General features: G+C 72.8%; 20 protein-coding genes. 9 read left to right on the forward strand and 11 right to left on the reverse strand.

Going from position 1 to position 25,808, the window contains the following annotated elements; genetic code table 11:
* Positions 1-5: 5 nt before the first annotated feature.
* Complete coding sequence (locus tag J2S63_RS08925) at positions 6-3,305, reverse strand: transglutaminase family protein (RefSeq protein WP_310301418.1); 3,300 nt, start codon at positions 3,303-3,305, stop codon at positions 6-8.
* A gap of 102 nt (positions 3,306-3,407) precedes the next feature.
* Here J2S63_RS08925 and J2S63_RS08930 point away from each other — a divergent pair, with 102 nt between their 5' ends.
* The 4 genes from J2S63_RS08930 (at position 3,408) to J2S63_RS08945 (ending at position 5,228) form a co-directional block, all read left to right on the forward strand.
* A complete protein-coding gene (locus J2S63_RS08930) occupies positions 3,408-3,872 on the forward strand; it encodes an SRPBCC family protein (protein WP_310301421.1) in 465 nt (154 codons plus the stop codon).
* A gap of 116 nt (positions 3,873-3,988) precedes the next feature.
* A complete protein-coding gene (locus J2S63_RS08935; protein WP_310306642.1) occupies positions 3,989-4,468 on the forward strand; it encodes a DnaJ family domain-containing protein in 480 nt (159 codons plus the stop codon).
* Between the two features lie 113 nt (positions 4,469-4,581).
* Complete coding sequence (locus tag J2S63_RS08940; RefSeq protein ID WP_310301424.1) at positions 4,582-4,989, forward strand: nuclear transport factor 2 family protein; 408 nt, start codon at positions 4,582-4,584, stop codon at positions 4,987-4,989.
* Between the two features lie 74 nt (positions 4,990-5,063).
* Positions 5,064-5,228, forward strand: coding sequence for a hypothetical protein (locus J2S63_RS08945; protein WP_310301427.1), 165 nt, complete (start codon positions 5,064-5,066; stop codon positions 5,226-5,228).
* Positions 5,229-5,240: 12 nt separating this feature from the next.
* Here J2S63_RS08945 and J2S63_RS08950 read toward each other — a convergent pair whose 3' ends face one another.
* Complete coding sequence (locus J2S63_RS08950; RefSeq protein WP_310301430.1) at positions 5,241-6,239, reverse strand: glutathione S-transferase C-terminal domain-containing protein; 999 nt, start codon at positions 6,237-6,239, stop codon at positions 5,241-5,243.
* A gap of 55 nt (positions 6,240-6,294) precedes the next feature.
* Here J2S63_RS08950 and J2S63_RS08955 point away from each other — a divergent pair, with 55 nt between their 5' ends.
* Both J2S63_RS08955 and J2S63_RS08960 read left to right on the forward strand, forming a co-directional pair.
* A complete protein-coding gene (locus J2S63_RS08955; RefSeq protein ID WP_310301433.1) occupies positions 6,295-8,169 on the forward strand; it encodes a penicillin-binding transpeptidase domain-containing protein in 1,875 nt (624 codons plus the stop codon).
* A gap of 27 nt (positions 8,170-8,196) precedes the next feature.
* Entirely contained in the window at positions 8,197-8,583 is a 387-nt protein-coding gene (locus J2S63_RS08960; RefSeq protein ID WP_310301436.1) for a response regulator, read from the forward strand.
* Between the two features lie 17 nt (positions 8,584-8,600).
* On the opposite strand, the gene J2S63_RS08965 is transcribed toward J2S63_RS08960, so the two are convergent.
* Genes J2S63_RS08965 through J2S63_RS08975 form a run of 3 tightly spaced genes read right to left on the reverse strand, consistent with a single transcriptional unit; the run spans position 8,601 to position 11,534 of the window.
* The gene (locus J2S63_RS08965; RefSeq protein WP_310301439.1) at positions 8,601-9,518 is read right to left on the reverse strand and encodes an ATP-binding protein; all 918 of its coding nucleotides are present in this window, start codon (positions 9,516-9,518) and stop codon (positions 8,601-8,603) included.
* Positions 9,519-9,547: 29 nt separating this feature from the next.
* Positions 9,548-11,026 (reverse strand): cryptochrome/photolyase family protein, encoded by a 1,479-nt coding sequence (locus J2S63_RS08970; protein WP_310306644.1) that lies wholly within the window; start codon positions 11,024-11,026, stop codon positions 9,548-9,550.
* 13 nt (positions 11,027-11,039) lie between these two features.
* A complete protein-coding gene (locus tag J2S63_RS08975) occupies positions 11,040-11,534 on the reverse strand; it encodes a DUF2867 domain-containing protein (RefSeq protein WP_310301442.1) in 495 nt (164 codons plus the stop codon).
* A 116-nt stretch (positions 11,535-11,650) separates the two neighbouring features.
* Here J2S63_RS08975 and J2S63_RS08980 point away from each other — a divergent pair, with 116 nt between their 5' ends.
* The gene (locus J2S63_RS08980) at positions 11,651-13,246 is read left to right on the forward strand and encodes a long-chain-fatty-acid--CoA ligase (RefSeq protein WP_310301445.1); all 1,596 of its coding nucleotides are present in this window, start codon (positions 11,651-11,653) and stop codon (positions 13,244-13,246) included.
* Between the two features lie 6 nt (positions 13,247-13,252).
* On the opposite strand, the gene J2S63_RS08985 is transcribed toward J2S63_RS08980, so the two are convergent.
* The 4 genes from J2S63_RS08985 to treY are packed head-to-tail and all read right to left on the reverse strand — an operon-like array spanning position 13,253 to position 18,705.
* Positions 13,253-13,483, reverse strand: a complete 231-nt coding sequence (locus J2S63_RS08985; protein ID WP_310301448.1) for a hypothetical protein — start codon at positions 13,481-13,483, stop codon at positions 13,253-13,255.
* Between the two features lie 17 nt (positions 13,484-13,500).
* A complete protein-coding gene (locus tag J2S63_RS08990) occupies positions 13,501-14,133 on the reverse strand; it encodes an NADPH-dependent F420 reductase (protein ID WP_310301451.1) in 633 nt (210 codons plus the stop codon).
* The gene (locus J2S63_RS08995; RefSeq protein ID WP_310301454.1) at positions 14,133-14,546 is read right to left on the reverse strand and encodes a VOC family protein; all 414 of its coding nucleotides are present in this window, start codon (positions 14,544-14,546) and stop codon (positions 14,133-14,135) included. The genes J2S63_RS08990 and J2S63_RS08995 overlap by 1 nt, the downstream gene beginning before the upstream one ends.
* A 40-nt stretch (positions 14,547-14,586) precedes the next feature.
* Entirely contained in the window at positions 14,587-18,705 is a 4,119-nt protein-coding gene (gene treY / locus J2S63_RS09000; protein WP_310301456.1) for a malto-oligosyltrehalose synthase, read from the reverse strand.
* A 259-nt stretch (positions 18,706-18,964) separates the two neighbouring features.
* On the opposite strand from treY, the gene J2S63_RS09005 reads away from it, so the two are divergent.
* On the forward strand, positions 18,965-19,447 hold the full coding sequence (locus J2S63_RS09005; RefSeq protein ID WP_310301459.1) for a glutathione peroxidase: 483 nt from the start codon (positions 18,965-18,967) through the stop codon (positions 19,445-19,447).
* Positions 19,448-19,586: 139 nt separating this feature from the next.
* On the opposite strand, the gene glgX is transcribed toward J2S63_RS09005, so the two are convergent.
* Both glgX and J2S63_RS09015 read right to left on the reverse strand, forming a co-directional pair.
* Positions 19,587-21,788: a glycogen debranching protein GlgX gene (gene glgX / locus J2S63_RS09010; protein WP_310301462.1), complete on the reverse strand. Its 2,202-nt coding sequence runs from the start codon at positions 21,786-21,788 to the stop codon at positions 19,587-19,589.
* Between the two features lie 86 nt (positions 21,789-21,874).
* The gene (locus tag J2S63_RS09015) at positions 21,875-23,788 is read right to left on the reverse strand and encodes a sensor histidine kinase (protein WP_310301465.1); all 1,914 of its coding nucleotides are present in this window, start codon (positions 23,786-23,788) and stop codon (positions 21,875-21,877) included.
* Between the two features lie 185 nt (positions 23,789-23,973).
* Here J2S63_RS09015 and J2S63_RS09020 point away from each other — a divergent pair, with 185 nt between their 5' ends.
* On the forward strand, positions 23,974-25,737 hold the full coding sequence (locus J2S63_RS09020) for a SpoIIE family protein phosphatase (protein ID WP_310301468.1): 1,764 nt from the start codon (positions 23,974-23,976) through the stop codon (positions 25,735-25,737).
* Positions 25,738-25,808 lie beyond the last annotated feature (71 nt).

A 25,808-nucleotide genomic window follows, 5' to 3' on the forward strand; every position in this document is an offset into this window, starting at 1 on the left:
ACCGGTCAGCCGCCCCAGGAGCGCGGCACGTGGCGGCGCAGGTCGAGGGTGTGGGGGTGCTCCGGGCTGCGGGTGCGGCGCAGCTCGGCCTCCAGGTCGGCGACGGCGACGCGTCCGGTCGTGTGACCACGTTCCTCGAACCGGGTGGCCCGGCGTGCCTCGGCCTCCATGGCGTTCACCGGGGGCACGTCGTAGGACCGGCCCCCGGGGTGCACGACGTGGTAGGTGCATCCCCCCAGCGACCGCTCCTGCGCGAGGTCGACCACGTCGAGCCGGAGGGGCGAGTGCACCTCGATCGTCGGGTGCAGGGCGGAGTGCGGCTGCCAGGCCCGGAAGCGCACGCCGGCCACCAGCTCGCCGGTGCGTCCCGTGGGGGTCAGCGGCACGGGCACCCCGTTGCACGTCACCGCGTGCCGGCCCGCGAGCGCGTTGGTCACCTTGACCTGGAGCCGCTCGACCGAGGAGTCGACGTAGCGCGCCGTGCCGCCTCCGGCCGCCTCCTCCCCCAGCACCCGCCAGGGCTCGATCGCCTGGCGCAGCTCGAGCTCGACCCCGCCGACCACGGTCGTGCCGATGCGCGGGAACCGGAACTCGACGTACGGCGCGAACCAGCCCTCCTCGACCGCCAGGCCGTGGGCCCGCAGGTCCGCCACGACCTCCGCGATGTCGGCCTCCGCGCCGTAGGGGAGCATGAACCGCTCGTGCAGCTCGGTCCCCCAGCGGACCAGCGGCTTGCGGTAGGGCGAGCGGGCGAACCTCGCCACCAGGGCGCGCACGAGCAGCGCCTGCACCAGCGCCATCTCGGCGTGCGGCGGCATCTCGAACCCGCGCAGCTCGAGCAGCCCGAGCCGTCCGCGGGAGGAGTCGGGGCTGTAGAGCTTGTCGATGCAGAACTCGGCCCGGTGGGTGTTGCCGGTCAGGTCGGTGAGCAGGTGGCGCAGGGCGCGGTCGACCACCCAGGGCGGGGCGCCGCCCTCCCCCTGGCTGAGCCGCTCGATCTCGGCGAACGCGATCTCCAGCTCGTAGAGCGACTCCGGCCGGCCCTCGTCGACGCGCGGCGCCTGGCTGGTCGGGCCGACGAAGCGGCCCGAGAACAGGTAGGACAGCGACGGGTGGTGCTGCCAGTAGGTCAGCATGCTGACCAGCAGGTCGGGCCGTTGCAGGATCGGGGACCGGTCGGGGGTGGGGCCGCCCAGGGTCAGATGGTTGCCGCCGCCGGTGCCGGTGTGGAGGCCGTCGAGGTCGAACTTCTCGGTGGTGAGCCGGGCCCGGCGGGCCACGTCGTAGAGCTCCTGGGTGACCCGGCACAGCTCGCCCCACGAGGCGGTCGGCTGCAGGTTGACCTCGATGACGCCGGGGTCGGGGGTGACCATGAGCGTGGCGAGCCGCGCGTCCGGGGGCGGTCCGTAACCCTCGACCACGACGCGTGTGCCGACCTCGACGACGCACTCCTCCAGCAGCGCGACCAGGTCGGTCAGGTCCTCCAGGTGGTCCAGCGGCGGGAGGAAGACGTGCACGAAGCCGTCGCGGGCCTCGACCACGACGGCGGTCAACGGCGCCTCCGGGTCCTCGACGACGACCGCAGACGGGAGCTTGCGCGCGGACGTGCCACCGGGCGTCGTGGCACTCACTGGTGACAGGTACGACGGCTCGGGGTCCTCGCGCGGGTCCTCCCACGACACCGAGCCGAGCGGGAGCCGGAGGCCGGCCGGGGAGTCCCCGGCGGTGAGCACGAGCCGGCCCCGCCGCAGGCGCCAGACCGGGCTCGCCCAGCCGCCGTCCTCGTCGGGCACCGGGTGCACGGGCAGCACCCACGCGACCGGGTCGGTCTCGGCGGCGTCGAGCGCGGCCACGTCGCCCGCCGTCGGCTCGGCCCCGGGGCGCTCACCCGCGGGCCGTCGTACGTCGTCCACGACGCGGGTCAGCGGGTCCTCGAAGGCGGCGTGCAGCTGGCCCGGGGGGAGCCCGAACCGCTCGGTGACCAGCCGGGCGAGGGCCGCGGCGTGCTCCCGGGCCGACGGGTCGGGGTCGTCGGTCCAGGGGTCGGCGAGGAGCTCGGGGTGGCTCCACAGGGCGACCCCGTCGTGGCGCCAGTGCAGGGCGATCTGCCAGCGCGGGAGGGGCTCGCCGGGGTACCACTTGCCCTGGCCGCGCTGGACCAGCGCGTCCCGGCCGAACACGTCACCGAGCCGGGCGGCCAGGTCGGTGGCGAGCGCGCGCTTCTCCGGCCCGTCGGCCTCGGTGTTCCACTGCGGGCTCTCCATGTCGTCGACGGAGACGAACGTCGGCTCGCCGCCCATGGTCAGCTCGAGGCCCTCGTCGGCGATGATCCGGTCGACCTCGGCCCCGAGGGCGTCGACGCGCGCCCACTGCTCGGCGGTGTAGGGCTTGGTGACCCGCGGGTCCTCGTGGAAGCGGGTGACCACGTTGGAGAAGTCCAGCGTCACCTCGCAGGGGTCGACCAGGCCGCTGATCGGGGCGGCGCTGGAGGGGTGCGGCGTGGCGGACAGCGGGATGTGGCCCTCGCCGGCGAACAGCGCGCTGGTGGGGTCGAGCCCGATCCAGCCGGCGCCCGGGACGAACACCTCGGTCCAGGCGTGCAGGTCGGTGAAGTCCGCGACCGGGCCGCTCGGGCCGTCGAGGCTCTCCTGGTCCGGGGCGAGCTGCACGAGGTAGCCGGAGACGAAGCGCGCCGCCAGGCCCAGCTGCCGCAGGACGCTGACCAGGAGCCACGCCGAGTCCCGGCAGGACCCGATGCCGGCGCCGAGCGTCTCGTCGGGCGTCTGGACGCCGGGCTCCATGCGGATCGAGTAAGCCACCGCCTCGTGGACCGCCAGGTTGACCCGCACCAGCGCGTCGACGATCGGGCGGCCCTCCAGGTCGGCGAGACCGCCGACCAGCGTCTCCACGAGCGGGCCGGGCCCGCTGCCGGGGGGCTCCGCCACCGGCCGGAGGTAGGGCTCGAGGTCGTGGCGCAGCAGCGCGTCGTACTCGAAGCCGAACTCCTCGGCGTACTCCTCGACGAAGAAGTCGAAGGGGTTGACCACCTGGAGGTCGGCGATGAGGCCGACGGTGACCTCGAGGCGGTCGACCGGCTCGGGGAAGACCAGCCGGGCCACGTGGTTGCCGAACGGGTCCTGCTGCCAGTTCACGAAGTGGCCCTCGGGGGCGACGCGCAGCGAGTAGGCCTCGATCGGCGTCCGGCTGTGCGGCGCCGGCCGCAGCCGGACGGTGTGGGGACCCAGCCCGACCCGCCGGTCGAACGTGTACGTCGTGCGGTGCTCGAGCGCCACCTTGATCCCCATGGGGCGAACTCTGTCACCCGGTGGGCGTGTGACGTCCGCCCTACCAGATACCGTCGGTATTCGACTAGCCTGGGCGCCTTCCCGACCGACCAGGAGTGAACCGTGCCGCTGCAGAACGTCGCCCCGATCGAGGCCACCGTCGAGATCGACGCCCCCGTGGACAAGGTGTGGGGCCTGGTCTCCGACCTGCGCAACATGAGCCGCTGGAGCCCCCAGAACGCCAAGACGTTCCTGCGCGGCGACGGCGGGGTCGGCACCAAGATGATCAACGTCAACCGCCGCGGCCTGCTGGTGTGGCCGACCCAGTCCAAGGTCGTGCGCTTCGCTCCCCGGAAGGAGATCGCCTTCCGGGTCAAGGAGAATTACACCGTCTGGTCCTACGAGCTGGAGGACCTCGGCGACGGGCGCACCCGCTTGACCTCGCGCCGCGAGGCACCGCAGGGTGTGAGCGACCTGTCGGTGCGCCTGACCAAGGTGGCCTTCGGCGGCGTCGACTCCTTCACCACCGAGCTGGAGCAGGGCATGCAGCAGACCCTCACCAGGATCAAGGCGGACGCGGAGCGCTGAGCGACTCCCCCGACCCTCCCGAGCCGCGGGACGACCCCGCGGAGAGGGAGGCGCGCGCCCGTGCCGAGCGCCGGGCGCGCAGGGCCCGCATCGAGCAGCAGCAGACGTGGGTCGACCTGCAGGTCCGGCAGGCGATGGAGCGCGGCGACTTCACCGACCTCCCCGGGCTCGGCAAGCCGCTGGAGGACCTCGGCCCCGCCGAGCAGGGGCACGACCCCGACTGGTGGCTCAAGCGCCTGGTCGAGCGGGAGAAGATCACCGTCCTGCCGCCCGCCCTGCAGCTGCGGCGCGACGACGCCGCCCTCGACGACCACCTCGACCGGCTCGGCGGCGAGGCGGAGGTCCGGCGCGAGCTGACCGAGTTCAACGACCGCGTGCGGCGGGTGCTCTACTCCACCCACGGCGGGCCCCCGGTCACCACCCCTCCCCGCGACGTCGAGGAGGAGGTGCGCCGCTGGCGGGCTCGCCGCGAGGAGCGCCGTGCCCGTCGTACGGCGGCGCTCGCGGCCCGGGAGCCCGAGGCACCACCGCCCTCGCGACGCGGCAGGTGGTGGCCGTTCGGCCGGACAGGTGCAGCGGGACCTTCCGACGGTTGAGTTGCCCGAATTGCCCTGTCGCGGGACTCTGGGCTCCGGCAGCCTGAGACTGCCCCCGATCCCATCGGTCACCCCCTCGGCCGAGCCTCCGCCCACCCAGGAGACACCCACCCGTGGTTCCGCGTCGCACCAGCGAGGTCTCCGACCAGGTCCGCGAGATCTACGCGGGCCTGGGCTCCCGCGACCCCGAGCGCACCGCGCGGACCTGCCGCGAGGACGTGACGGTCCACGTCGCCGGCTCCCACCCCCTGTCCGGCACCTACGTCGGGGTGCCGGCCGTGCGCGACCTCTTCGCGCGCATCGAGGCCGCGGCCGGGCGCGGCACCTTCACGGTCACCGGCCTCATGGCCGACGACGACGAGCGCGAGCTGCTGGTGGAGGCGTGCGTGGCCCACCGCGGCTTCGTCCGCACGATCGTCCACCGGCTCGTCCTGTGCGAGGGCCGGCTCGCCGCGCTGCACGAGCACCCGATGGACCAGGCCGCCGAGAACGAGTTCTGGCGAGGGCTCCTCCCCTCCTGACGGTCGCGACGGTGGGCCTGCTCACAACCGGACATGTCCGACCCGTCCCGACCGTTCACCCCTGCGTGCGAGCGATGACCTACGCCGAGTACGGCGACACCTCCGTCCTGTCCCTGACCGACCGGCCCGACCCCAAGGTCGGACCCGGCGAGGTCCTGGTGCGCGTGCGCGCGGCCTCGGCGGCGTTCGCGGCGAGCCAGGAGGGGCACACCCCCGGCAAGATCGTCGTCACCGTCTGAGCCGAGGGACCCTCACAGCCGCTCGCGGTGGTGGGGCGTGTGCCAGCCGGACAGGTCGGGCCCCCGGGGGACGATCGCGGTCGGGTTGATGTCGGTGTGCACGACGTAGTAGTGCTGCTTGACCTGCTCGAAGTCGACGGTGTCGCCGAAACCGGGGGTCTGGAAGAGGTCGCGGGCGTAGCCCCACAGGGCCGGCATCTCGACCAGCTTGTTGCGGTTGCACTTGAAGTGGCCGTGGTAGACGGCGTCGAAGCGCACCAGCGTGGTGAACAGCCGCACGTCGGCCTCGGTGATCGTGTCGCCCATCAGGAAGCGGCGACCGGTCAGCCGCTCCTCGAGCCAGTCCATGGCCGTCCACAGCCGGTCGTAGGCCGCGTCGTAGGACTCCTGGTCGCCGGCGAAGCCGCAGCGGTAGACGCCGTTGTTCACCTCGGTGTAGACGCGCTTCATCACCTCCTCCATCTCCTCGCGGCAGTCCGCGGGCCACAGGTCCGGCGCGTCGGGGCGGTGGTGGTCGCGCCACTCGAAGAAGAGGTCGTGGGTGATCTGCGGGAAGTCGTTGGTCACCACCTGCGTGGTCCCGACCTCGACCATCGCCGGCACCGTGATGCCCTTGGGGTAGTCGGGGAAGCGGTTGAGGTAGGCCTCCTGCAGGCGGTGGATGCCGAGGACCGGGTCCGTCTCGTCGGGGTCGAGGTCGAAGACCCACGACCGGGCGTCGTGGGTCGGGCCGGGGGTGCCGAGCGAGATCACGTCCTGCAGCCCGAGCAGCTCACGCACGATGATCGAGCGGTTGGCCCACGGGCAGGCCCGGGCGGCGACGAGACGGTAGCGGCCCGGGGTCGCCGGCCACGTGCGCGACTCCAGCTGCCCGACGTACGGATCCTGGCTGCGGCCCTCCTCGAGCGTGATCCGGTCGGGGATGTAGTCGGTGTCCCGCTCGAACCCGCCCTTCTCGAGGTAGCGCGGGGTCCAGTCCTGCGCCTGCGTCCTGTCGTCGGTGGTGGTCATGTCAACAACGTATCCACAGGGCCGGGCCGCGAACCGTGCGTGGCAGTGTGGGGCCATGTCTCGTGCCGCTCGGGCCGCGCTCCCGACCCTCGCCGTCCTGGCCCTGCTGACCGGTGGACTCACGGCCTGCACCGACCAGGACGCGGTGGCGAAGGAGGCCGCCGACGCCTTCGCCGCGGGCCTCTCCAAGGGTGACGTGGCGGCCACCGCCGGCAGGTCGGCCCAGGCGGCCTACGCCGAGCTGAGCCGGCCACTGGGCGACACCGAGCCCGAGGTGCGGGTCGAGCAGGTCGGCGACGGCGACGACGAGCGCTCGGTCGCGCTCGCGTGGACCTGGGACCTCGGCCCCGGGGACTCCACCGACCTCGGCTACACGACCGAGGTGAGGTTCACCCGGGACGGCGACACGTGGCGGCCGACGTGGGCCCCCGCCGTCGTGCACCCCGACCTGCGCGACGGCGAGCAGGTCGACGTGCGCGTCCTGCGGGCCGAGCGCGGCGACATCCTGGGCGCGCGGGGCGCCCGGCTCGTGACCGCCAGGCCGATCCAGACCTTCGGGCTCGACAAGTCGCGGATCGAGCCGTCGCAGGTGAGGTCGAGCGCCCGGGCCGTGGCCCGCTTCCTCCGGGTCGGGGTGCCCGCCTTCGTCAGGCTCGCCGAGGCCAGCGGCCCCAAGGCCTTCGTCGAGGCCCTCGCGCTGCGGCCGGCGCACGCCCGGGAGGTCGGCCCGGCCTTCAGCGACATCCCCGGGGCCGGGGTCGTGCGCGGCACGCGCCACCTCGGGATCACCCGCGACTTCGCGGCGCCGATCCTCGGCCGGGTCGGCCCGGTGACCGCCGAGATCGTGGAGAAGTCCGAGGGCCGCTACCGCGCGGGCGACCAGGCAGGCCTGTCCGGCCTCGAGGCGAGGTACGACGCGCAGCTCGCCGGCAAGCCGGGCGCGGCCCTGCTCGCCCTCGACGCCGACGGCACGGAGCGGACGCTGGCCCAGGTCGAGGCCACGGCGGGCGCGCCCCTGAGGCTGACCCTCGACGCGCCCCTGCAGCAGAAGGCGGAGTCGGCCCTGGCCACGCTGCCGCGGTCGGCCGGGGTGACCGCGCTCGTGGCGGTCCGGCCGAGCGACGGGGCGGTGCTCGCCGCGGCCAACGGGACCGGCAACAACGGGCTCGACGCGGCGACGTACTCGCGCTACGCGCCGGGCTCGACGTTCAAGGTGGTCACCACCCTCGCGCTGTTGCGCGCCGGCCTCCGGCCCGGCTCGACGGTCTCGTGCCCCCGCACGATCGACGTCGACGGCAAGGACTTCGAGAACTACGACGACTACCCCGCCGGGGGCTACGGCGACATCCCGCTCGCGACGGCCCTCGCCAACTCCTGCAACACCGCCTTCGTCGGCGAGCGGGACAAGGTCGACGGGTCCGCCCTCGGCGACGCCGCCGCCTCCCTGGGACTGGGCGTCGACCACGACCTCGGCGCCCCGGCGTACTTCGGCCAGGTGCCGCCGCCCGAGGGCGAGACCGAGCTCGCGGCCGACACGATCGGCCAGGGCAAGGTGCTCGCCTCCCCGCTGGCGATGGCGACGGTCGCCGCGTCGGTCGCGGCCGGCACGACCGTCGTGCCCCACCTCGTCGCCGGCGTGGAGCCCACCGGCAGCGCCGAGCCGCTGACCCCCGCGGAGTCCCGGTCGCTGCGCTCGATGATGCAGGGGGTCGTCGCCAACGGCTCCGGGCGCGTCCTGGCCGGCCTCGGCGGCGGCGTCGGCGCCAAGACCGGCACGGCGGAGTACGGCGACCCCCGGCCCGACGGGTCCCTGGCCACCCACGCCTGGATGATCGCCTTCCGCGGCGACCTCGCCGTCGCGGCGTTCGTCGAGAAGGGCGCCTCCGGATCCCAGGTCGCCGGGCCGGTCCTGGTGGACTTCCTCTCCTGAACTCCGGTCGCCCCGCATACTGGCGCGGTGAAGGTGAGGACCGCGGTCGGGACCCACGAGCCGGGGACGGTCGTGGTCGCCGAGGACGACGTCGACATCCGTGACCTCGTGCAGCTCGTGCTCGAGGGCCTGGACCTCGACGTCGTGGCCGTCGGCAACGGCGCCGACGCGCTCGAGGCGTGCCGCGAGCACCGCCCCCGCCTGCTGCTCCTCGACGTCACCATGCCGGTGATGGACGGTCTCGAGACCTGCCGCCGCGTGCGGGCCGACCCCGAGCTCAAGGACCTCAGGGTGATCCTCATGACCGGCCGCGCCCTGCGCCGCGACTTCGAGGCCGGGATGGACGCCGGGGCCGACAGCTACATCGTCAAGCCGTTCGGCCCGATCGAGCTCCGCGAGCTCCTCGAGCACTGACCCGGCGTCCGGTCGCCTCAGGTCCTCTCGGGCAGGTCGAGCTCGAACCACGCCAGGCACTCGACGGGGTCACGCCCCGACCTGCTGGCGAGCGCGCCCACGATCTCGAGCCCTCGTCCGTGGGCCGCGGTCTCGGGCGGGGTCGGGGCGACCCGGATGGGGCCGAGACCGCCGTGGTCCGCGACCCGCACGCGGAGCACCCGGCCGGCGAGCGTGACGTGCACGCGGCAGCCGCCGTGCGTGTGGACCAGGGCGTTGGTGGCGAGCTCGTCGAGGCACAGCACCGCGTCGCCCACGAGCCCGGCGTCGAGGCCCCAGTCCTCGAGCACCGTGCGGAGGAAGCGCCGGGCGTGCCCGACCGCGCCGGGCTCGCCGGGCATCTCGTGGCTCGCGCTCAGGACGGCGCCGGGGCCCCGGCCGGCCCGGGCGGCCCGTGCCGGCGCGCGACGACGCTGCTCGTGGCGGGTGGTGGCCAGGTCCTTGCCGATGGAGCGGCCCAAATCGACCAGGCCCGCGACGAGCTGCGGGCCGCCCTGCTGGACCCGGTCGAAGTAGAGGACGAAGCCGCCGAGGTGCTCGCCGTCGTAGGAGACCGGGGCGGCGGCCACGTAGCGGATCCCGGTGTCGGCCTGGCCCCCCACGAACGACGGGAACCGCGGCTCGAGCTCCTCGAGGGTGCCGGCCACGAGCTCGCCGTCGCGGGCGGCGCCGTTGAGGGGCACCTCCCAGGCCGCGTCGATGCGGCACCACTCGAAGCTGCCGCCCTCGTCGCCGCGGTCCGTGGCCGTGAAGAGCAGCTGGCGGCGGCCGCCCTCGCTCACGGCGAACCCGGCCCGGGTGACGTCGGGCAGCGCGACGAGGCGCTCGAGCGCGCGCTGAGCCACCCGGTCGAGCGCACTGGGCCCGGCTCGATCCGCAGGGCGAGCGGAGGTCACCTCCCGATGCTAGGACACCCCGGACGGGATCAGGGCGCCTTCGAGCCGCGCCGGTCCTCCTGCTCCACCAGCGCGTCGAGGTCCGCGAGCCGGTCCAGACCGCGCACCGCCTGGCGCATGCGCGGGGCGTGCTCGAAGCGCTCGCGGTGCCGGTCGAGGAACCACCAGTAGCCCGCGGTGAACGGGCAGGCGTCGTCGCCGACCCTCACCTTGGGGTCGAATCGGCAGCCGCCGCAGTGGTCGGTCATCCGGTCCAGGTAGGCCCCGCCGGAGGTGTAGGGCTTGGTCGCCATCACCCCGCCGTCGGCGTGCTGGGACATGCCGACCACGTTGGGCACCATCACCCGGTCGTAGCCGTCCACGAACGACCGGTGGAACCAGTCGGTCAGCTCGGCGGGGTCCCAGCCGCGCTGCAGCGCGTAGGAGCCGAGGATCATCAGGCGTGGGATGTGATGGACCCAGCCGTGCGCGTGCACGCCGGCGAGGGTGTGCGAGAGGCAGGCGGCCTCGGTCGCGTCGGCGTCGAGGTCGGCGAACCAGCCGGGGATCCTCCGCCGGGCCCGCAGGGCGTTGCGGTGGCGGTAGTCCTCGCCGAGGTGCCAGTAGAGGTGCCAGACGTAGTCGCGCCACCCCATCACCTGGCGCACGAACCCCTCGACGCTCGCCAGGCGGGTGCCGTCGGTCGCGTGCCGCTCCGCTGCCCGGCGTACGACGTCGAGCGGGTCGAGCAGGCCGAGGTTGAGGGGCGCGGAGACCAGGGAGTGGGCCATCCAGGGGTCGTCGTGGAGGACCGCGTCCTCGTAGGTGCCGAACACCTCCAGGCGGTGCTCGAGGAAGTGGTCGAGCGCGCGGTGGGCCTCGTCCTGGGTGACCGCGAAGCGCCGCGGCCCGTCGGCCCCGAGGAACGCGACCTCACCGGAGGCCTCCCAGTCGTCGAGGTCGCGCCGGACCTGCTCGTCGATCTCGTCCTCCTCGGGCCACCACGGTCCCGGGACGTCCAGCCCCGTGCGGGGAGGTGGCTCGCGGTTGTCCTTGTCGTAGTTCCAGGCGCCACCGACCGGCTCGTCGCCGTCCATCAGCACGCCCGTGCGACGGCGCGAGTCGCGGTAGAAGTCCTCCATCAGCAGGCGCTTGCTGCCTCGCCCCTCGGCCCACGAGGTGAAGTCGTCCATCGACGTGACGAAGCCGCGCGCGGGGAGGAGCTCGACCTCCTTGCCGCCCGGCTGCGACCGCACGAGCGCCAGCGCCGCACGGGAGGTCGGGTGGACCACCTGGAGACCCTTGCTGCGCACCCGGGCCAGCCCGTCGGCGTACGTCTCCGCCCTGACGTGCTGCACCCGGTCGCCGAGCTCGGCGGCGCGGTGGCGCATCGCGGAGAGCACGAGGTGGGCCTTGGCGCGCTGGAAGCGGCGGCGCCGGAACACCGCGCGCGACTCGATCATCAGGAAGCGACCGTCGTGGTCGTCGGTGAAGTGGTCGCCCAGCTGGTCGCCGAACAGCAAGCGCATCGTCACGGCACCGTCACCGGCCGGCCTCCGCATGCCGCCGCTCCGCGTCCCGGGCCAGGTCGCGGACCATCGAGGCGAACACCAGCTTGTGGCCCGGCAGCTCGGCGAACCACATCAGCCGCCCGGGGATCCCGAAGGGCCCGCCGGGCTCGAACACGACGTCCTGCGTGAGCAGGGTGCGGTCGGCGCTCAGCGGCATGACCTGCAGGCGCATCCAGGCCGTGCCCGGCATCCGCGCCTCGGTGCGCAGCACCAGTGCCTCGCCCGGCGTCAGCTCCTCGACCCGCCACAGGTCGACCGCGTCGCCCACCTTGAGCCGGCGCCGCGGGCGCCCCCGCATCCCGGGGCCGCCCACGGCCTCGTCGAGCCGGCCGCGCAGCCGCCACGCGGGGTCGAGCAGGCCCCATCCCCCGGGTCCGCCGACCGACATCACGGTGTCCCAGACGACTCCGGCCGCGGCCGCCACCGGACGGGCGCGGTGCTCGGTGATCGCTCGGCTCGGGTCCACGCCGCGAACGTACCCGCGGCGCCGCCGCGCACCCGCGGATCGGAGAACGGGAAACCTCAGGGAAGTCTCAGCCCCTCGACCTTGTCGGCCCCTGTGGCCTGTGCCACAGTCCGCCCATGACCGACCATCACGCCGTGCAGCTGCCCTTCCGCCCCGCGACGCTCGACGAGCCCGTCGCGCACTGGGCCAAGGAGAAGCCCGACGAGCTGGCGGTCGACTACGGTCCCCGCAGCTGGACGTGGGCCGAGTGGGACGAGCGCGTACGCCGCACGGCCGGTGCGCTGCGCGGGCTGGGCGTCGGCAAGGGCGACACGGTCGCGTTCCTCGACAAGAACCACCCGGCCTGCGTCGAGGTGACGCTCGCCTGTGCCTCGATCGGCGCCGCCAACGCGATCGTCAACTGGCGCTCGGCCGGCGACGAGGTCGACTACGCGGTCAACGACTCCGGCGCCAAGGTGGTCTTCGTGGGCACCGAGCTGGCCCCCACGATCGACCGGATCCGCGACAACCTGACCGCCGTCGAGCATGTCGTGCGCGTGACCCCCGACGGGTCGGAGGGCGACGAGTACGAGGCTCTCCTGGCCGAGGCCACCCCGGTGCCGGTCGGCGAGGGCGGCGGCTCGTCGGAGGACGTCTGCCTGGTGATGTACTCCTCCGGCACGACCGGGCGTCCCAAGGGCGTCATGCTCCGCAACGCCAACATGGTCGCCCACACCTACAACGCCCACGAGGGCTGGGGCTTCGAGGAGGGCGACCGGTCGCTGGTGGCGATGCCGCTGTTCCACGTGGGCGGCTCGTCGTACATCCTCTTCAGCATCTTCGACGGGGTGCCCAGCATCATGACCCGCGAGCCCGACGGCGGCTCGCTGGCCAAGGCGATCCTCAACGGCGCCAACTGCGCCTTCCTCGTGCCCGCCGTGCTCGCGCAGGTGCTCCAGAGCGGCGAGGACGCGGTCAAGCTCTTCGGCGCGCTCAAGATCTACACCTACGGCGCCGCGCCGATGCCGAGCGCGCTGCTGCGCGCGGCGATGCAGGCGTGGCCCGACACCAAGTTCATGCAGGTCTACGGCCTGACCGAGGTCTGCGGCGTGATCACGCACCTGCTGCCCGAGGCCCACCACGACAAGGAGCACCCCGAGCGGCTCGTCTCCGCGGGCACGTGCCTGCCCGCGACCGAGGTGCGCGTGGTCGACGTCGAGTCCGGCGAGGAGGCGGCGACCGGTCAGCCGGGCGAGCTGTGGTTCCGGACGCCGCAGCTGATGAAGGGCTACCTCAACAAGCCCGAGGAGACCGCCGAGGTCATCGACGACGACGGCTGGTTCCACACCGGCGACATCGGCCACGTCGACGAGGGCGGCTACGTCTACGTCTCCGACCGGCTCAAGGACATGATCATCAGCGGCGGCGAGAACATCTACTCCCCCGAGGTCGAGCGGGTGCTCTCCGAGCACCCGGCGATCGCCGAGGCCGCGGTCATCGGCGTGCCCGACGACACCTGGGGCGAGTCGGTCAAGGCCGTGGTCGGCCTCAAGCCGGACACGCAGGCCACCGAGCAGGAGATCATCGACTTCTGCCTGGAGCGCCTGGCGAAGTTCAAGTGCCCCAGGAGCGTGGACATCATCGAGGCGCTGCCGCGCAACCCCACCGGCAAGATCCTCAAGAAGGACCTGCGGGCGCCGTACTGGGAGGGCCGCGAGTCCCAGGTCGTCTGACCGCGCTCAGGCGCCGCCCACCCGGGACGACAGCGCGGCGTGCTTGCTGCGCACGAGCGCCACGGCACCGACGAGGACGACCGCGCCCACGACGAGGCCGACCGGCAGCTCGTGCACGGCCAGGCCGACCACGAGGGCGGCTCCGGCGGTGACGAGGAGCGCCATCACGCAGACGTTGAGCAGCGTCTCGAGGAGGAGCAGGCCGACCTCGGCCGGCGTCAGGTCACGACTGGTCATGCCGAGAACCTAGTGGCTCAGCGGACGACGTGGACGTTGAACGCCGGCGTGCCCAGCGCGCCCATGAGTCGCAGCCACAGCGGGAGGTACATCTCGGTGCCGCGGGCGGTCTCGATGCCACCGAGGTCGACCACGTCGGTGTGCCCGAGCTCGCCGAGCAGTCCCGTCACCACCTGCTTGGCCTCGGCGTCCTCGCCGGAGACGAAGACGCTGTGCGGACGGCCGAGCTGCTCGGGATGCACCATCAGGTCGGCGTTCATCGTGTTGAGCGTCTTGACCACCCGGGCGTCGGGGAACGCACGCTGCACCTGCTCGCCGAGCGAGTCGGTGTCCTTGATGCTCAACGTGGGCGGCATGCCCTGGCTGAAGTCGAGCGGGTTGGACACGTCGACCAGCACCTTGCCCGCCAGGTTGTCGGCCCCGGCGAGGCCGAGCACCTCCAGCGTGGCCAGGCCGTTGCTCGCGTTGACGACGAGCTCCGCCCCGGCGGCCGCGGCGGCGTACGTCGCGAGGGGGGCGGGCAGGTCGCCCTCACGCGCGCCGGTCACCGCGGGGTCGCGGGTGCCGATGGTGACGTCGTGACCGAGCTCGGTGAGCCGGCCCCCGATCGCCTTGCCCACCATGCCCGTGCCGAGCACGGCGATGCGCATCACTCGCTCCCGATGTCGATCATCCAGGGGATGCCGAAGCGGTCGACGAGCATGCCGAACTCGTCGCCCCACATCTGCTTCTGCAGCGGCATCGTCACGCTGCCGCCGTCGGCGAGCGCCTCGAAGTAGCGCCGCATCACCTCGGCGTCCGCGGCCGGCCCCGAGATGCTGATGCTGTCGCGGTCACCCGAGACCGGGTCGTAGCCGGGGCCGGTGTCGGAGGCCATGAGCGTGAACCCCGCCTCGCTCTCGAGCTGGGCGTGCATCACCCCCTCGGGGTCCACGCCCTCCGTGGCGCCGTACTCCCCGAAGGTGCTGAGGCGCAGGTCGCCGCCGAGCACTCGTTGGTAGTGCTCCATCGCCTGGCGGGCGTTGCCGTTGAACGTGAGGTAGGGGTTGAGCTTCATCGCCATCGACCCAACGTAGGACGCTGCGCCGACGACCGCCAGGGACCTAGAGCCGTCGAAGCACCGCCCCGGTGTGCCCGGGCGCGTGGACCTCGCCGAGCCCCAGCGCCACGGGTGTCGGTGTCGACCAGACGACCTCCCAGGTGCCCTCCGGCAGCGGCACCGTGGCGGCGTCACCGAGCGCGGCGACGACGACCAGCGAGCCGCGCTCCATGCGGAACCAGCGGGCGTCCTCGTCGACCTCGCAGGAGGTACGACGCATGTCAGGATCGGTGAGGTCGGCCTCGGCCCGGCGCAGGGCAGCGAGCTCGCGGTAGGACTGCAGCAGCACCGCGTGGTCCCCGGTGGCGGCCTCGTCCCAGTCGAGCTTGGACGAACGGAACGTCTCGGGGTCCTGCGGGTCCGGCACCGAGTCGGCGTCCCAGGCCATGCGCTCGAACTCGCGGAGCCGGCCCTCGGAGACCGCCTTGCCCAGCTCGGGCTCGGGGTGCGAGGTGAAGAACGCGAACGGCGTCGAGGCGCCCCACTCCTCGCCCATGAACAGCATCGGGGTGAACGGTCCGGTCAGGGTGAGCATGGCCGCCAGCGCGAGCTGGTCGGTGTCCAGCGACTCGGCGAGCCGGTCCCCGCGCGCACGGTTGCCGACCTGGTCGTGGTTCTGGTTGCAGACCACCAGGCGCCAGGCGGGCAGGCGCGCGCGGTCGACCTCCACACCGTGCTCGCGGTCGCGGAAGGACGACCAGGTGCCGTCGTGGAAGAACCCCTTCTCGCAGACCTTGGCCAGTGCGGAGAGCGGCTCGAAGTCGGCGTAGTAGCCCTCGGTCTCGCCCGTCAGCGCGACGTGCACGGCGTGGTGGAAGTCGTCGGACCACTGCGCGTCGAGGCCGTAGCCGCCGGCCTCCCGCGGGGTCACCAGGTGCGGGTCGTTGAGGTCGGACTCGGCGATCACCGTGATCGGCCGGCGCTGCTGGGCCGAGATGCGCGCCGCGAGCATCGCGATCTCCTCCAGCAGGTGCACCTCGGAGGTGTCGGTCAGGGCGTGCACCGCGTCGAGGCGCAGCGCGTCGACGTGGAGGTCCTCGAGCCAGCGGCGCACGTTGTCGAGGACGTAGGACCGCACCTCCGCCGACTGCGCGCCGTCGAGGTTGACCTCGGCTCCCCAGGGGTTGTCGCCCTCGGCCTTGAGGTAGGGCCCGAACATCGGGAGGTAGTTGCCCGACGGCCCGAAGTGGTTGTAGACCACGTCCTGCACGACCCCGAGCCCGGCCGCGTGGCAGGCGTCGACGAACCGGGCGTAGGCCGCGGGGCCGCCGTACGGCTCGTGGACGGCGCCCCAGAGCACGCCGTCGTAGCCCCAGCCGTGCTCGCCGTTGAAGGCGTTGACCGGCATCAGCTCGACCAGGTCGACCCCGATCTCGCGCAGGTGACCCAGGCGCGTGATCGCGGCGTCGAGCGTGCCCTCGGGAGTGAAGGTGCCGACGTGCAGCTCGTAGACCACCGAGCCGGCCAGCTGGCGACCGGTCCATGCCTCGTCGGTCCACGAGAAGGCCGCGGGGTCGACCGTCCGCGAACGATCGTGGACGCCGCGCGGCTGGCGCCACGAGCGCGGGTCGGGGACGACGTCACCACCATCGATGCGATAGCCGTAGTCCACCTCGCCGAGCGGCTCGGGGCCGTCGGGGGTCCACCAGTCGTCCTCGCCGCGACGCATCGGGACCTCGCGCGTCAGCTCGGACCCGGGCGCACCCACCGAGAGCGCGACCTCGTGGGCCAGCGGGGCCCAGACGTCGAAGCGTCCCCGCTCCGGCTCGCCCGCTGTGGTGACCAGCAGGGCGACCGGCAGCTTCGCGAGGAGGTCGGCGAGGGCGACGTAGCCCTGCCAGACCTTGCCGGTGAGTCGGTCGCGCCACTGCCCGGGCGGCAGGGCGACGGTGGTGTCGCCCCAACCGCCGCGGCGCTCGAGACCGACCGGCAGGCGCGTGCCGACGGCGACGACCCCACCGCGGTCGAACGCCACCGCGTGCTCGGCGGCCTCCCCGACCACCTCCAACGGGCTGAAGCGGGTGAGCAGCTCGGGACGGTCGCGGCGCACCGACAGGGCGAGGTGGGTCAGCAGCAGCTTGGCGCTGCCGTCGTCGTCGAGCTTCTCGGGGCGGTCGGGACGCCGTCCGAGGCGCAGGTCGCGCAGCAGGTCGGCGCGGCGCTCGTAGTCGACCGGCCGGCGGTTGTCGGGGTCGACCAGGCTCTGCTCCCACAGCTCGGAACCCTGGTAGACGTCGGGAACCCCGGGGACCGTCAGCGTCAGCAGCTTGGCGGTGAGCGAGTTGCTCCACCCGGGAGCGGCCAGCTCGGCCGCCACCTCCTCGACGAGCGCGCGGACGCGAGGGTCGTCGTACGCCGCGTCGACGGCGGCGTGGACGACCGCCTCGTAGGCCTCGTCGGGCGCGGTCCACTGCGTGCGGTCGCCCGCCTCACGCATCGCCTTCTCCGCATAGGCGTGCAGCCGCTCGCGCGACGCCGGCCAGCAGCCGACGACGGCCTGCCAGAGCAGGTTGCCGAACGCCGGGTCGGGCAGGGGTACGGCGGCGAGCAGCTGGTCGAGCACCTCGCTCCAGCGCTGCGGCAGCTCGGCGATGACCGAGATGCGGGCGCGGACGTCCTCGCCGCGCTTGGTGTCGTGCGTGCTGCCGGCCGTCATCGCCTGCGGCCAGACTTCTTGTCGCTGCGACATCAAGTCGAAGAAGCCGGACTGGTCGAGGGAGAAGACGCTCGGGTCGCCGCCGACCTCGTTGAGCGACGTCAGCCGGCCGTAGCGGTAGAACGAGCAGTCCTCCACGCCCTTGGCCATCACCATGCCGCTGGTCTGCTGGAAGCGCAGCGCCGCGGGGTCGGCCCCGTCGAACAGCACCGGCTCGAGCGCGGTGTAGGCCTCCTCCAGGTCGGGTCGGTGGCGCCGGGCGCCGGCGAAGGCCTGCTCGAGGTGCTCGCGGCCCTCCGGCAGGTAGGAGCGGTAGACCGGGAAGCACGCCAGCAGCTCGGCCACCGCGTCGTCGAGGGTCGTGGTCTCGACAGGCTCGACCACCGAGGGGCCGGCGTCCCGGACGATCCGCCGCACCTCCGAGTGCAGCATCCCGTCGGCCACGGCTCGCTTGGCGTCGTGCACGAGGGCGTGCCAGTCCAGCTCCTGCCCGCCGCGCAGACGGGTGTCGAGCTCGGTCAGCGGCTGCTCGCCGGCCGGGTCGGTGAGGAGGCGGTCGATGTGCGCGAGCACGTCGTAGCCGGTGGTGCCGGCCGTGTCCCAGGTGGTCGGGAGCTCCTCGCCGGGCTCGAGGATCTTCTCGACCAGGACGTAGGCGTGGCCGGTCGCCTCGGCGAGCGAGGCGAGGTAGCCGACCGGGTCGCGCAGGCCGTCGGGGTGGTCGACCCGCAGGCCGTCGACGAGCCCCTCGTCGAACCACCGCACGATCTCGGTGTGCGACTTGTCGAACCACTCGGGGTCCTCGACCCGGATGGCGACCAGGGTGTTGACCGCGAAGAAGCGCCGGTAGTTGAGGTCGGTGTCGGCCCGCCGCCAGGACACCAGCTCGTAGTGCTGGCGCGCGTGGACGGCGTCGGGGTCCTCCTCGGCGCCCAGCTCGGCCGTCCCGGGAGCCAGCGGGAAACGCTGGTCGTGGTAGTGCAGCTCACCGGCGAGGACGCGCAGGTTGCGGATGCGGGGCGGGCCGCCGGCCGGGTCCTCGACCAGGTCGTCGTCCCCCACGACCGGGATGCGCACGCGCCCGTCGCCGAAGTCCCAGTCGATGTCGAAGGCCGAGGCGTACGGCGACTCCTGGCCGTGGGTCAGGACGTGCCACCACCACTCGTTCTCCCACGGTGCCGCGACGCCCACGTGGTTGGGGACGATGTCGACCAGCACGCCCATGCCGAGGCGCCGGGCCTCGCTCGAGAGGGCGGCCAGCCCACTGGCCCGCCCGCGGGACGGGTCGATCGCACGATGGTCCGCGACGTCGTACCCGTGGCTGCTGCCGGACTCCGAGGCCAGCAGCGGGGACAGGTAGACCCAGTCGACGCCGAGGTCACGCAGGTAGGTCAGGGTCTTGGCGGCCTCGAGGAGGTCGAAGTCCTCGGTGACCTGCAGGCGGTAGGTGCTGGCGGGTGTGCGCAACGGGGTTTCCTCAGCGGGCTCGTGGTTCTGGGACCCTCAGCCAGGTCCCGGACCCCTCGACCGTACCCACGACTGGAACGCTCAACTACGCTCCGGCACCACGGGGAGGTGGCCTGCGACACCTCACACGGCGGGGGGCAGGCGCCGCCGCTGCACCCATCCGGGCGCGAGTGCGATCCGAACCACAGGACGACCCTCGGGGCGGCCTGCCGCCGTACCCTGGACACCGGACTCGCACCCACCCGGAGGTACACCCCCCATGCCCAAGCTCTCGGACTTCAAGGCCACCCGTCTCGACGGCACCGTCGAGGACCTCTCGTCGTACGACGGCAAGGTGGTCCTGGTGGTCAACACCGCCTCGCAGTGCGGGTTCACCCCGCAGCTCGAAGGCCTGGAGAAGCTCTACGAGCAGTACGCCGACCAGGGCCTGGTCGTGCTCGGGTTCCCCTGCAACCAGTTCGGCGGCCAGGAGCCCGGCGACTCCGAGCAGATCGGCGCCTTCTGCCAGAAGAACTACGGCGTGACCTTCCCGATGTTCGAGAAGATCGAGGTCAACGGCGACGACGCCCACCCGCTCTACCAGTGGCTCCGCGAGGAGAAGGGCGGCGTGCTGGGCTCGAAGATCAAGTGGAACTTCACCAAGTTCCTGATCAACAAGGACGGCGAGGTCGTCGACCGCTTCGGCCCCACGACCAAGCCCGAGAAGCTGGTCAAGGACATCGAGGACCAGCTCGAGGCCTGACGCTCGTCGAGGCCCGCCCGGGCCCGCCGACGCCCGTCGTACTCCGACGTACGTGCTGGACAAATCGGACATCCACCACGCATACGTCGGAGTACGACGGCGCCGGGCGCCGGCGCCGGGCGTTGGGCCCCAGCGGCGGTCAGGCGTCCGGCGCCTGCTCGGAGAGCGCGGCGAGGGAGGCCGCGACGCTGGAGTCGGGGTCGGCCACGGACGGGGCGTGCTCCTTCAGCACCAGCACGCTGCCCGCCAGGAGGGTGATGCGGTCACCGGGCTGGTGCGGCTTGTCGGCCAGCGCGGCCCCGGCGGTGTCGATCACCTCGTCCCAGGCGCGGGCGTACTCGTCGGGCGGGACGACCACCTCGACGTCGTCGTGGCCGCCGTTGAAGTAGAGCAGGAAGTGGTCGTCGCTGATCGGGTTGCCGGTCCGGTCGAGGCTGGGAATGCCGTGACCGTTGAGGTACATCCCGATCGCCTTGGCGCCGTCGTGCCAGGAGCTGTCCTCCATCGGGTCGCCGCTGGGGTGCAGCCACACGATGTCGTTGAGCCGGGTGCCGTCACCGGTGCGGACCGTGTCGCCGGTGAAGAACCGCTTGCGGCGGAAGGTCGGGTGCTCGCGACGCAGCCGTGAGACCGTGGAGGTGAACTCCACCAGCGGCTGGTCGATGTTGTCCCAATCCATCCAGGAGATCTCGGAGTCCTGGGCGTAGGTGTTGTTGTTGCCCTGCTGGGTGCGCCCCAGCTCGTCGCCGTGCAGGATCATCGGCACGCCCTGGCTGAGCAGGAGCGTGGTGATGAAGTTGCGCTGCGCACGCGCGCGCAGCGCCAGCACCTCGATGTCGTCGGTCGGGCCCTCGACGCCGTGGTTCCACGACCGGTTGTGGCTCTCGCCGTCGCGGCTGTCCTCGCCGTTGGCCTCGTTGTGCTTGTCGTTGTAGGACACCAGGTCGCGCAGCGTGAAGCCGTCGTGGGCGGTGACGAAGTTGATGCTGGCGAACGGCCGGCGGCCGGAGTGCTCGTAGAAGTCCGCGGAGCCCGCGAGCCGGGAGGCGAACTCGCCGAGCGATCCCTCGCCGCGCCAGTAGTCGCGCACGGTGTCGCGGTACTGGCCGTTCCACTCCGTCCACTGCGGCGGGAAGTTGCCGACCTGGTAGCCACCGGGGCCGACGTCCCAGGGCTCGGCGATCAGCTTGACCTGGCTGACGACCGGGTCCTGCTGCACGAGCTCGAAGAACGTCGAGAGCCGGTCGACGTCGTAGAACTCGCGCGCCAGGGCGGAGGCGAGGTCGAAGCGGAAGCCGTCGACGTGCATCTCGGTCACCCAGTAGCGCAGCGAGTCCATGATCAGCTGCAGCGAGTGGGGGTTGCGGACGTTGAAGGAGTTGCCGGTGCCGGTGTAGTCCATGTAGTACTTCGGGTCGTCGTCGACCAGGCGGTAGTACTGCGCGTTGTCGATGCCGCGGTAGCTCAGGGTCGGCCCGAGGTGGTTGCCCTCGGCGGTGTGGTTGTAGACCACGTCGAGGATCACCTCGATGCCGGCGGCGTGGAGCTCCTTGACCATGCTCTTGAACTCCTGCACCTGCTGGCCACCGACCGCCGAGGAGGCGTAGTCGGCGTGCGGGGCGAGGAACGCGAGGGTGTTGTAGCCCCAGTAGTTGCGCAGCCCCTTGTCCAGCAGGGTGGAGTCCTGCACGAACTGGTGGACCGGCATGAGCTCGATCGCGGTGACGCCGAGCTTCTTGAGGTGGGCGATGACCGCCGGGTGCGCGACCCCGGCGTAGGTCCCGCGCAGCGCCTCGGGCACCTCGGGGTGCCGGAAGGTCAGGCCCTTGACGTGCGCCTCGTAGATCAGCGTCTCGTTGTACGGCGTGTGGGGGCGTCGGTCGCCCTCCCAGTCGAAGAACGGGTTGATCACGACGCCGAGGGTCATGTGGCCCGCGGAGTCCTCGTCGTTGCGCCCCTCGATGGTGAGGGCGTTGGACTCGTCGCCGAACTGGTAGCCGAACAGCGCCTGGTCCCAGTCGATCTCGCCGTCGGTCGCCTTGGCGTAGGGGTCGAGGAGGAGCTTGTTGGGGTTGCAGCGGTGACCGCGCTCGGGGTCGTAGGGACCGTGGACGCGGAAGCCGTAGCGCTGGCCGGGCTGCACCTGCGGGAGGTAGCAGTGCCAGACGAAGGCGTCGACCTCGGTCAGCTCGACGCGGGTCTCGGTGCGCTTGCCGCGCGGTCCGACGTCGAACAGGCAGAGCTCGACGCGCTCGGCGACCTCGCTGAAGAGGGCGAAGTTGGTGCCGGAGCCGTCATAGGTCGCTCCGAGCGGATAGGGGTTGCCGGGCCAGGCCTGCACAGGGCTCCTCGGGGTGGGGCTGGAGTCTCTTGATCGATACAAACGTACCCACGTGGAGGCCGCCCAGACAGCCGAGGGCGTGAGGCTCAGGTCTCCCAGGCCGGGACCACGAGGCGGAAGGTGCTGCCCCGGCCCAGCTCCGAGTCCACCTCGACGCGGCCGTGGTGGCGCGCCATCACCCGCTTGACGATCGCGAGCCCGAGGCCGGACCCCGGACGCCGCTTGGCGTCGGGGTTGGACGAGCGGTCGAACTCGTCGAACAGGGTGGCGAGGTCGCCCTCGGCGATCCCGATCCCGGTGTCGGTGACCGAGAGGACCGCGTCACGGCCACGGCGCTCGAGGGAGACCTCCACGCTGCCGCCGTCGGGGGTGTACTTGACCGCGTTGGCGTAGACGTTGCCCACCGCCATCAGCAGCTCCTCCGGCATCCCCCGCACGAGCAGCACGCCCTCACCGCCGGGCCCGGTGACCTCCAGCTGCGGCCGCAGGTGCTCGACCGACTGTCCGGCCATGGCGTCCTCGACGACCGCGCGCAGGTCGACCGGCACGGGCACGAACGGACGGCGGCCCTCGTTGACCCGCGCGAGCATGAGCATGTCGGCGCAGAGCCGGTCGAGCCGGTCGACGTTGCGGGAGATCACGCGCACGCTCCTGGCCGGGATGCTGTCCTCGTCGAGGACCTCCCCGAGCAGCTCGGTGTGGCCGCGGATCGCGGTCATCATGTTCTTCAGCTCGTGGGTGACGCTGCGGATCATCTCGCCCTTGTAGTGGTCGAGGTCGGTCAGCTGGGCCACGAGGAGGCGCTCGCGCTGGTAGAGCCGCGCGCGGCGTACGGCGAGGCCGATCTCGCGACCGATCTCCAGCGCCGCCTCCCGCTCCTGGACCGACCACCGGGCATGGGTGCCGAGCCGGAAGAGGGTGAGGTAGCCCAGCACCTCGGTGCCCGCCCCGATCGGCACGAAGGTGACGCTGGCGGCGCCGAACTCCTGCACGACCAGGCGCACCGCGGCGCTCTCCTCGACCGTCAGGATGTCGCCCGCGTCGTCCCCCTCGGCGGTGATGGTGATCGTGCGGTGGGGCCAGGTGCCGTGGACCATCTTGCGCGTCGCGCGGGAGATGACGACCCCGAGCTCGGCGGCCTCCTCCTCCCCCAGCCGGTCGGCCAGCGGCTTGAGCGCGCTGATCTCCTCGGCCGGGTAGAGGAGCCCGTCGCGGTCGACCTGCACCCGCGCGCGGTCGATCGGCGGCGCCTCGGGGGACTCCAGGTCCATGAAGAGCCTGATCCGCACCAGGTCGCAGCCGAAGCCCTCCAGCAGCGGGTCGTGGCAGGCCGTGAGCACGTCGACGATGTCCAGGCCCGCCGCGGCGGCCTCGACCACCTCGCGCACGGCCTGGTCGATCCGCAGCCGCTCCTCGAGCACCGCCCGCTCGTGCGCGTGGTGCAGCGCGAGGCCGGCCTGGACGGCGTACACCTCGAGGACGCGGCGCTCCGCGAGGGTGGGGCGGCGTCCGTGCTCGGGGAGGTCGACGCTGAGGACGCCGAGGAGGTCGCCGCCGGGGCCGATCAGCGGGGCGTAGAGCGCGTCGAGCGGGTGCCACGCGTCGGGGTCGACGGGCACCGGGATGTCGGGCACCCAGGTGCTCGCCGCGTCCTTCGGCAGCCGGTCGTGCGGCAGGAAGCGCAGCGAGCCCCAGTGCTCGGCCAGGTCGATCTCCTCGAGCATCCCCTGGGCCGGGATGCGCCGGTTGAGCAGGACCGCGCAGCCCGCGGGGTCCCCGGCGACGGCCACGGCCTCGAACATGTGCATCGGGCCGCTGTCGTCGAGACGGTCGACCAGCGCGACCTGGAAGCCCAGGCGCGCGACGACCCCGTCGACGACGCGCTGGAGCATCGTCAGCACGTCGCTCGAGGCGTGCATGGAGGCGATCAGGTCGGTCACGCCGTCGAGCGCGGCCAGGCCGGCCTCGGTCTCGGCGGAGTGCTCGTGTCGCGGGCCCATCACGTGTCCCCCCACGTGATCGCTCGCGTGGTCACTCACGTGCCCAGTCCCCAACGACCTGTCCCCTCGCCCCAGCGGGCGATCCGCCCTACGGACAAAATAGGTCGACTTCGCTGCTTTGGGGAGGGGTGCGGCCCCGCGGATGCGCTCCGGGGAGTCACCCGACGGGGGGATAACCTGGCCCGATGCCTGCTGAGCTCCACCATCCCCACGTGCGGGTGGACATCGCGGCCGGCTCCTTCGACCACTTCGCCAGGCTCGTCCGCCGCGCGCTGGACGTCCCGACAGCCCTGGTCACCCTCGTCGAGCAGGACCGGCAGTGGTTCCCCGGGGCCGTCGGCCTCGGCGACCCGTGGGCCCTCACGCGGGAGACACCGCTGGCCTACTCCTTCTGCCAGCACGTCGTGCACGACGCCGAGCCGCTGGTCGTCGACGACGCCCGCGAGCACATCCGGCTGCGCGCCAACCCCGCCATCGTGGAGATGGGCGTCGTGGCCTACGCCGGCCACCCGATCACCAACGCCGCCGGGGAGGTCGTCGGGGCGCTCGCCGCGATCGACACCTGCTCGCGCCGCTGGAGCCACGACGAGATGGGCGCGCTGGCCGACCTGGCCCTCGCCTGCTCCGGCGAGCTCGCCTCCCGCGAGCTGGCCGACGAGGCCATGCGGCGCGAGCGCGAGGCCCTCGACCTCCACGAGCGCAGCCGGGTGGCGCTGTCGCTGAGCAACGCCCTCGTGCAGGCCTCGACCACCGGGGAGGTGGCGCTGGCCACCGAGCAGGTCGTGCGCGAGCACCTGGGCGCCGGCAAGTGCGGCATCTGGCTGCGGCCCTCGGCCGGCCTGGCCGACCCCGACGTCCTGCGCTTCGTGCCCACGGCCACGCCGTGGGCGGCCGCCCTGGAGTACGTCCGCATCCCGCTCAGCACCGCCAACCCGGTGGGCGCGGCCCTGGTCGAGGCGCACCCCCTCTACTACCCGACCCACGCCGCCCAGCTGCTCGACTTCCCGGCCGTCACGACGTCGGTGAGCTCCGGCGAGGCCCGGGCCCTCCTGCCCCTGCTCGCCGAGGGCCGCGCCTTCGGCACGCTCGTGGTCGTCTGGGACGAGCCCCTGGAGTTCACCGAGGACCTGCGGTCGACCCTGCAGATGGCCGCCCAGGCCGTCGCCCAGGCGGTCCGCCGCGCGGTCTACGCCGAGGAGCGCAGCCGCTCCCTCCTCACCTTCCAGAAGGGGCTGCTCCCGCGCCTGCCCGAGATCCCGACCCTCGAGCTCGCGGCCCGCTACCTCCCCGCCTCGGAGCACGACCGCATCGGCGGCGACTGGTACGACGTGTTCCCGCTGCCCTCGGGCGACGTCGCCGTGGTCATCGGTGACGTGGCCGGGCACAACACCGCCTCCGCGGCGACCATGGTCCAGGTGCGCACGATGATGCGGTCGCTGTCGTGGGGCGTCGAGGACACCCCGGCCGGCAACGTGGGCCGGCTCGACCGCTTCCTGCTCGACGTGGGCGAGGAGGGCGTGGCGACGATGGTGAGCGCCCACCTGTCCTCGGAGGCCGACGACGAGGGACGCCACCTGCTGCGGTGGACCAACGCCGGTCACCCCCCGCCGCTGCTGCTCGAGGAGGACGGCCGGGTCCGCTGGCTGGAGGACGCCGACTTCTCCCACACCGACGTCATGGTGGGGGTCGACCCGCACGTCACGCGGTCCGACCACGTCGCGCTCGTGCCGCGCGGCGGGACGGTCCTGCTGTTCACCGACGGGCTGACCGAGCGGCGGGGCGAGGACCTGACCGAGGGGCTGGACCGCCTGGCGGCGGCGGCCGCCGCGCACCACCGCCTCCCGCTGGAGCTCTTCGTCGACAGCCTGCTCGAGGTGATGGCACCCGGCGACCTCGACGACGACGTAGCGCTGCTCGCGCTGCGCTTCCGCGACGCGGGCGCGGCCTGACCGGTCCGGCCCTCCTGCACGGATCGGCCGTGCACGAACTCGCACCACCACGAATCGGGCGAACCCCCTCC

The sequence above is a fragment of the Nocardioides marmoribigeumensis genome, assembly GCF_031458325.1.
Taxonomy (GTDB): Bacteria; Actinomycetota; Actinomycetes; order Propionibacteriales; family Nocardioidaceae; genus Marmoricola_A; species Marmoricola_A marmoribigeumensis.

Coding starts and splice junctions, on each gene's coding strand:
- J2S63_RS08970 (WP_310306644.1), bottom strand. CDS start 11,026: ATGCGCTTGCTGTTCGGCGACCAGCTGGGCGACCACTTCACCGACGAC.
- J2S63_RS09005 (WP_310301459.1), top strand. CDS start 18,965: ATGCCCAAGCTCTCGGACTTCAAGGCCACCCGTCTCGACGGCACCGTC.
- J2S63_RS08945 (WP_310301427.1), top strand. CDS start 5,064: ATGACCTACGCCGAGTACGGCGACACCTCCGTCCTGTCCCTGACCGAC.
- J2S63_RS09020 (WP_310301468.1), top strand. CDS start 23,974: ATGCCTGCTGAGCTCCACCATCCCCACGTGCGGGTGGACATCGCGGCC.
- J2S63_RS08955 (WP_310301433.1), top strand. CDS start 6,295: ATGTCTCGTGCCGCTCGGGCCGCGCTCCCGACCCTCGCCGTCCTGGCC.
- J2S63_RS09015 (WP_310301465.1), bottom strand. CDS start 23,788: ATGGGCCCGCGACACGAGCACTCCGCCGAGACCGAGGCCGGCCTGGCC.
- J2S63_RS08950 (WP_310301430.1), bottom strand. CDS start 6,239: ATGACCACCACCGACGACAGGACGCAGGCGCAGGACTGGACCCCGCGC.
- J2S63_RS08925 (WP_310301418.1), bottom strand. CDS start 3,305: ATGGGGATCAAGGTGGCGCTCGAGCACCGCACGACGTACACGTTCGAC.
- J2S63_RS08990 (WP_310301451.1), bottom strand. CDS start 14,133: ATGCGCATCGCCGTGCTCGGCACGGGCATGGTGGGCAAGGCGATCGGG.
- J2S63_RS08980 (WP_310301445.1), top strand. CDS start 11,651: ATGACCGACCATCACGCCGTGCAGCTGCCCTTCCGCCCCGCGACGCTC.
- J2S63_RS08995 (WP_310301454.1), bottom strand. CDS start 14,546: ATGGCGATGAAGCTCAACCCCTACCTCACGTTCAACGGCAACGCCCGC.
- J2S63_RS08985 (WP_310301448.1), bottom strand. CDS start 13,483: ATGACCAGTCGTGACCTGACGCCGGCCGAGGTCGGCCTGCTCCTCCTC.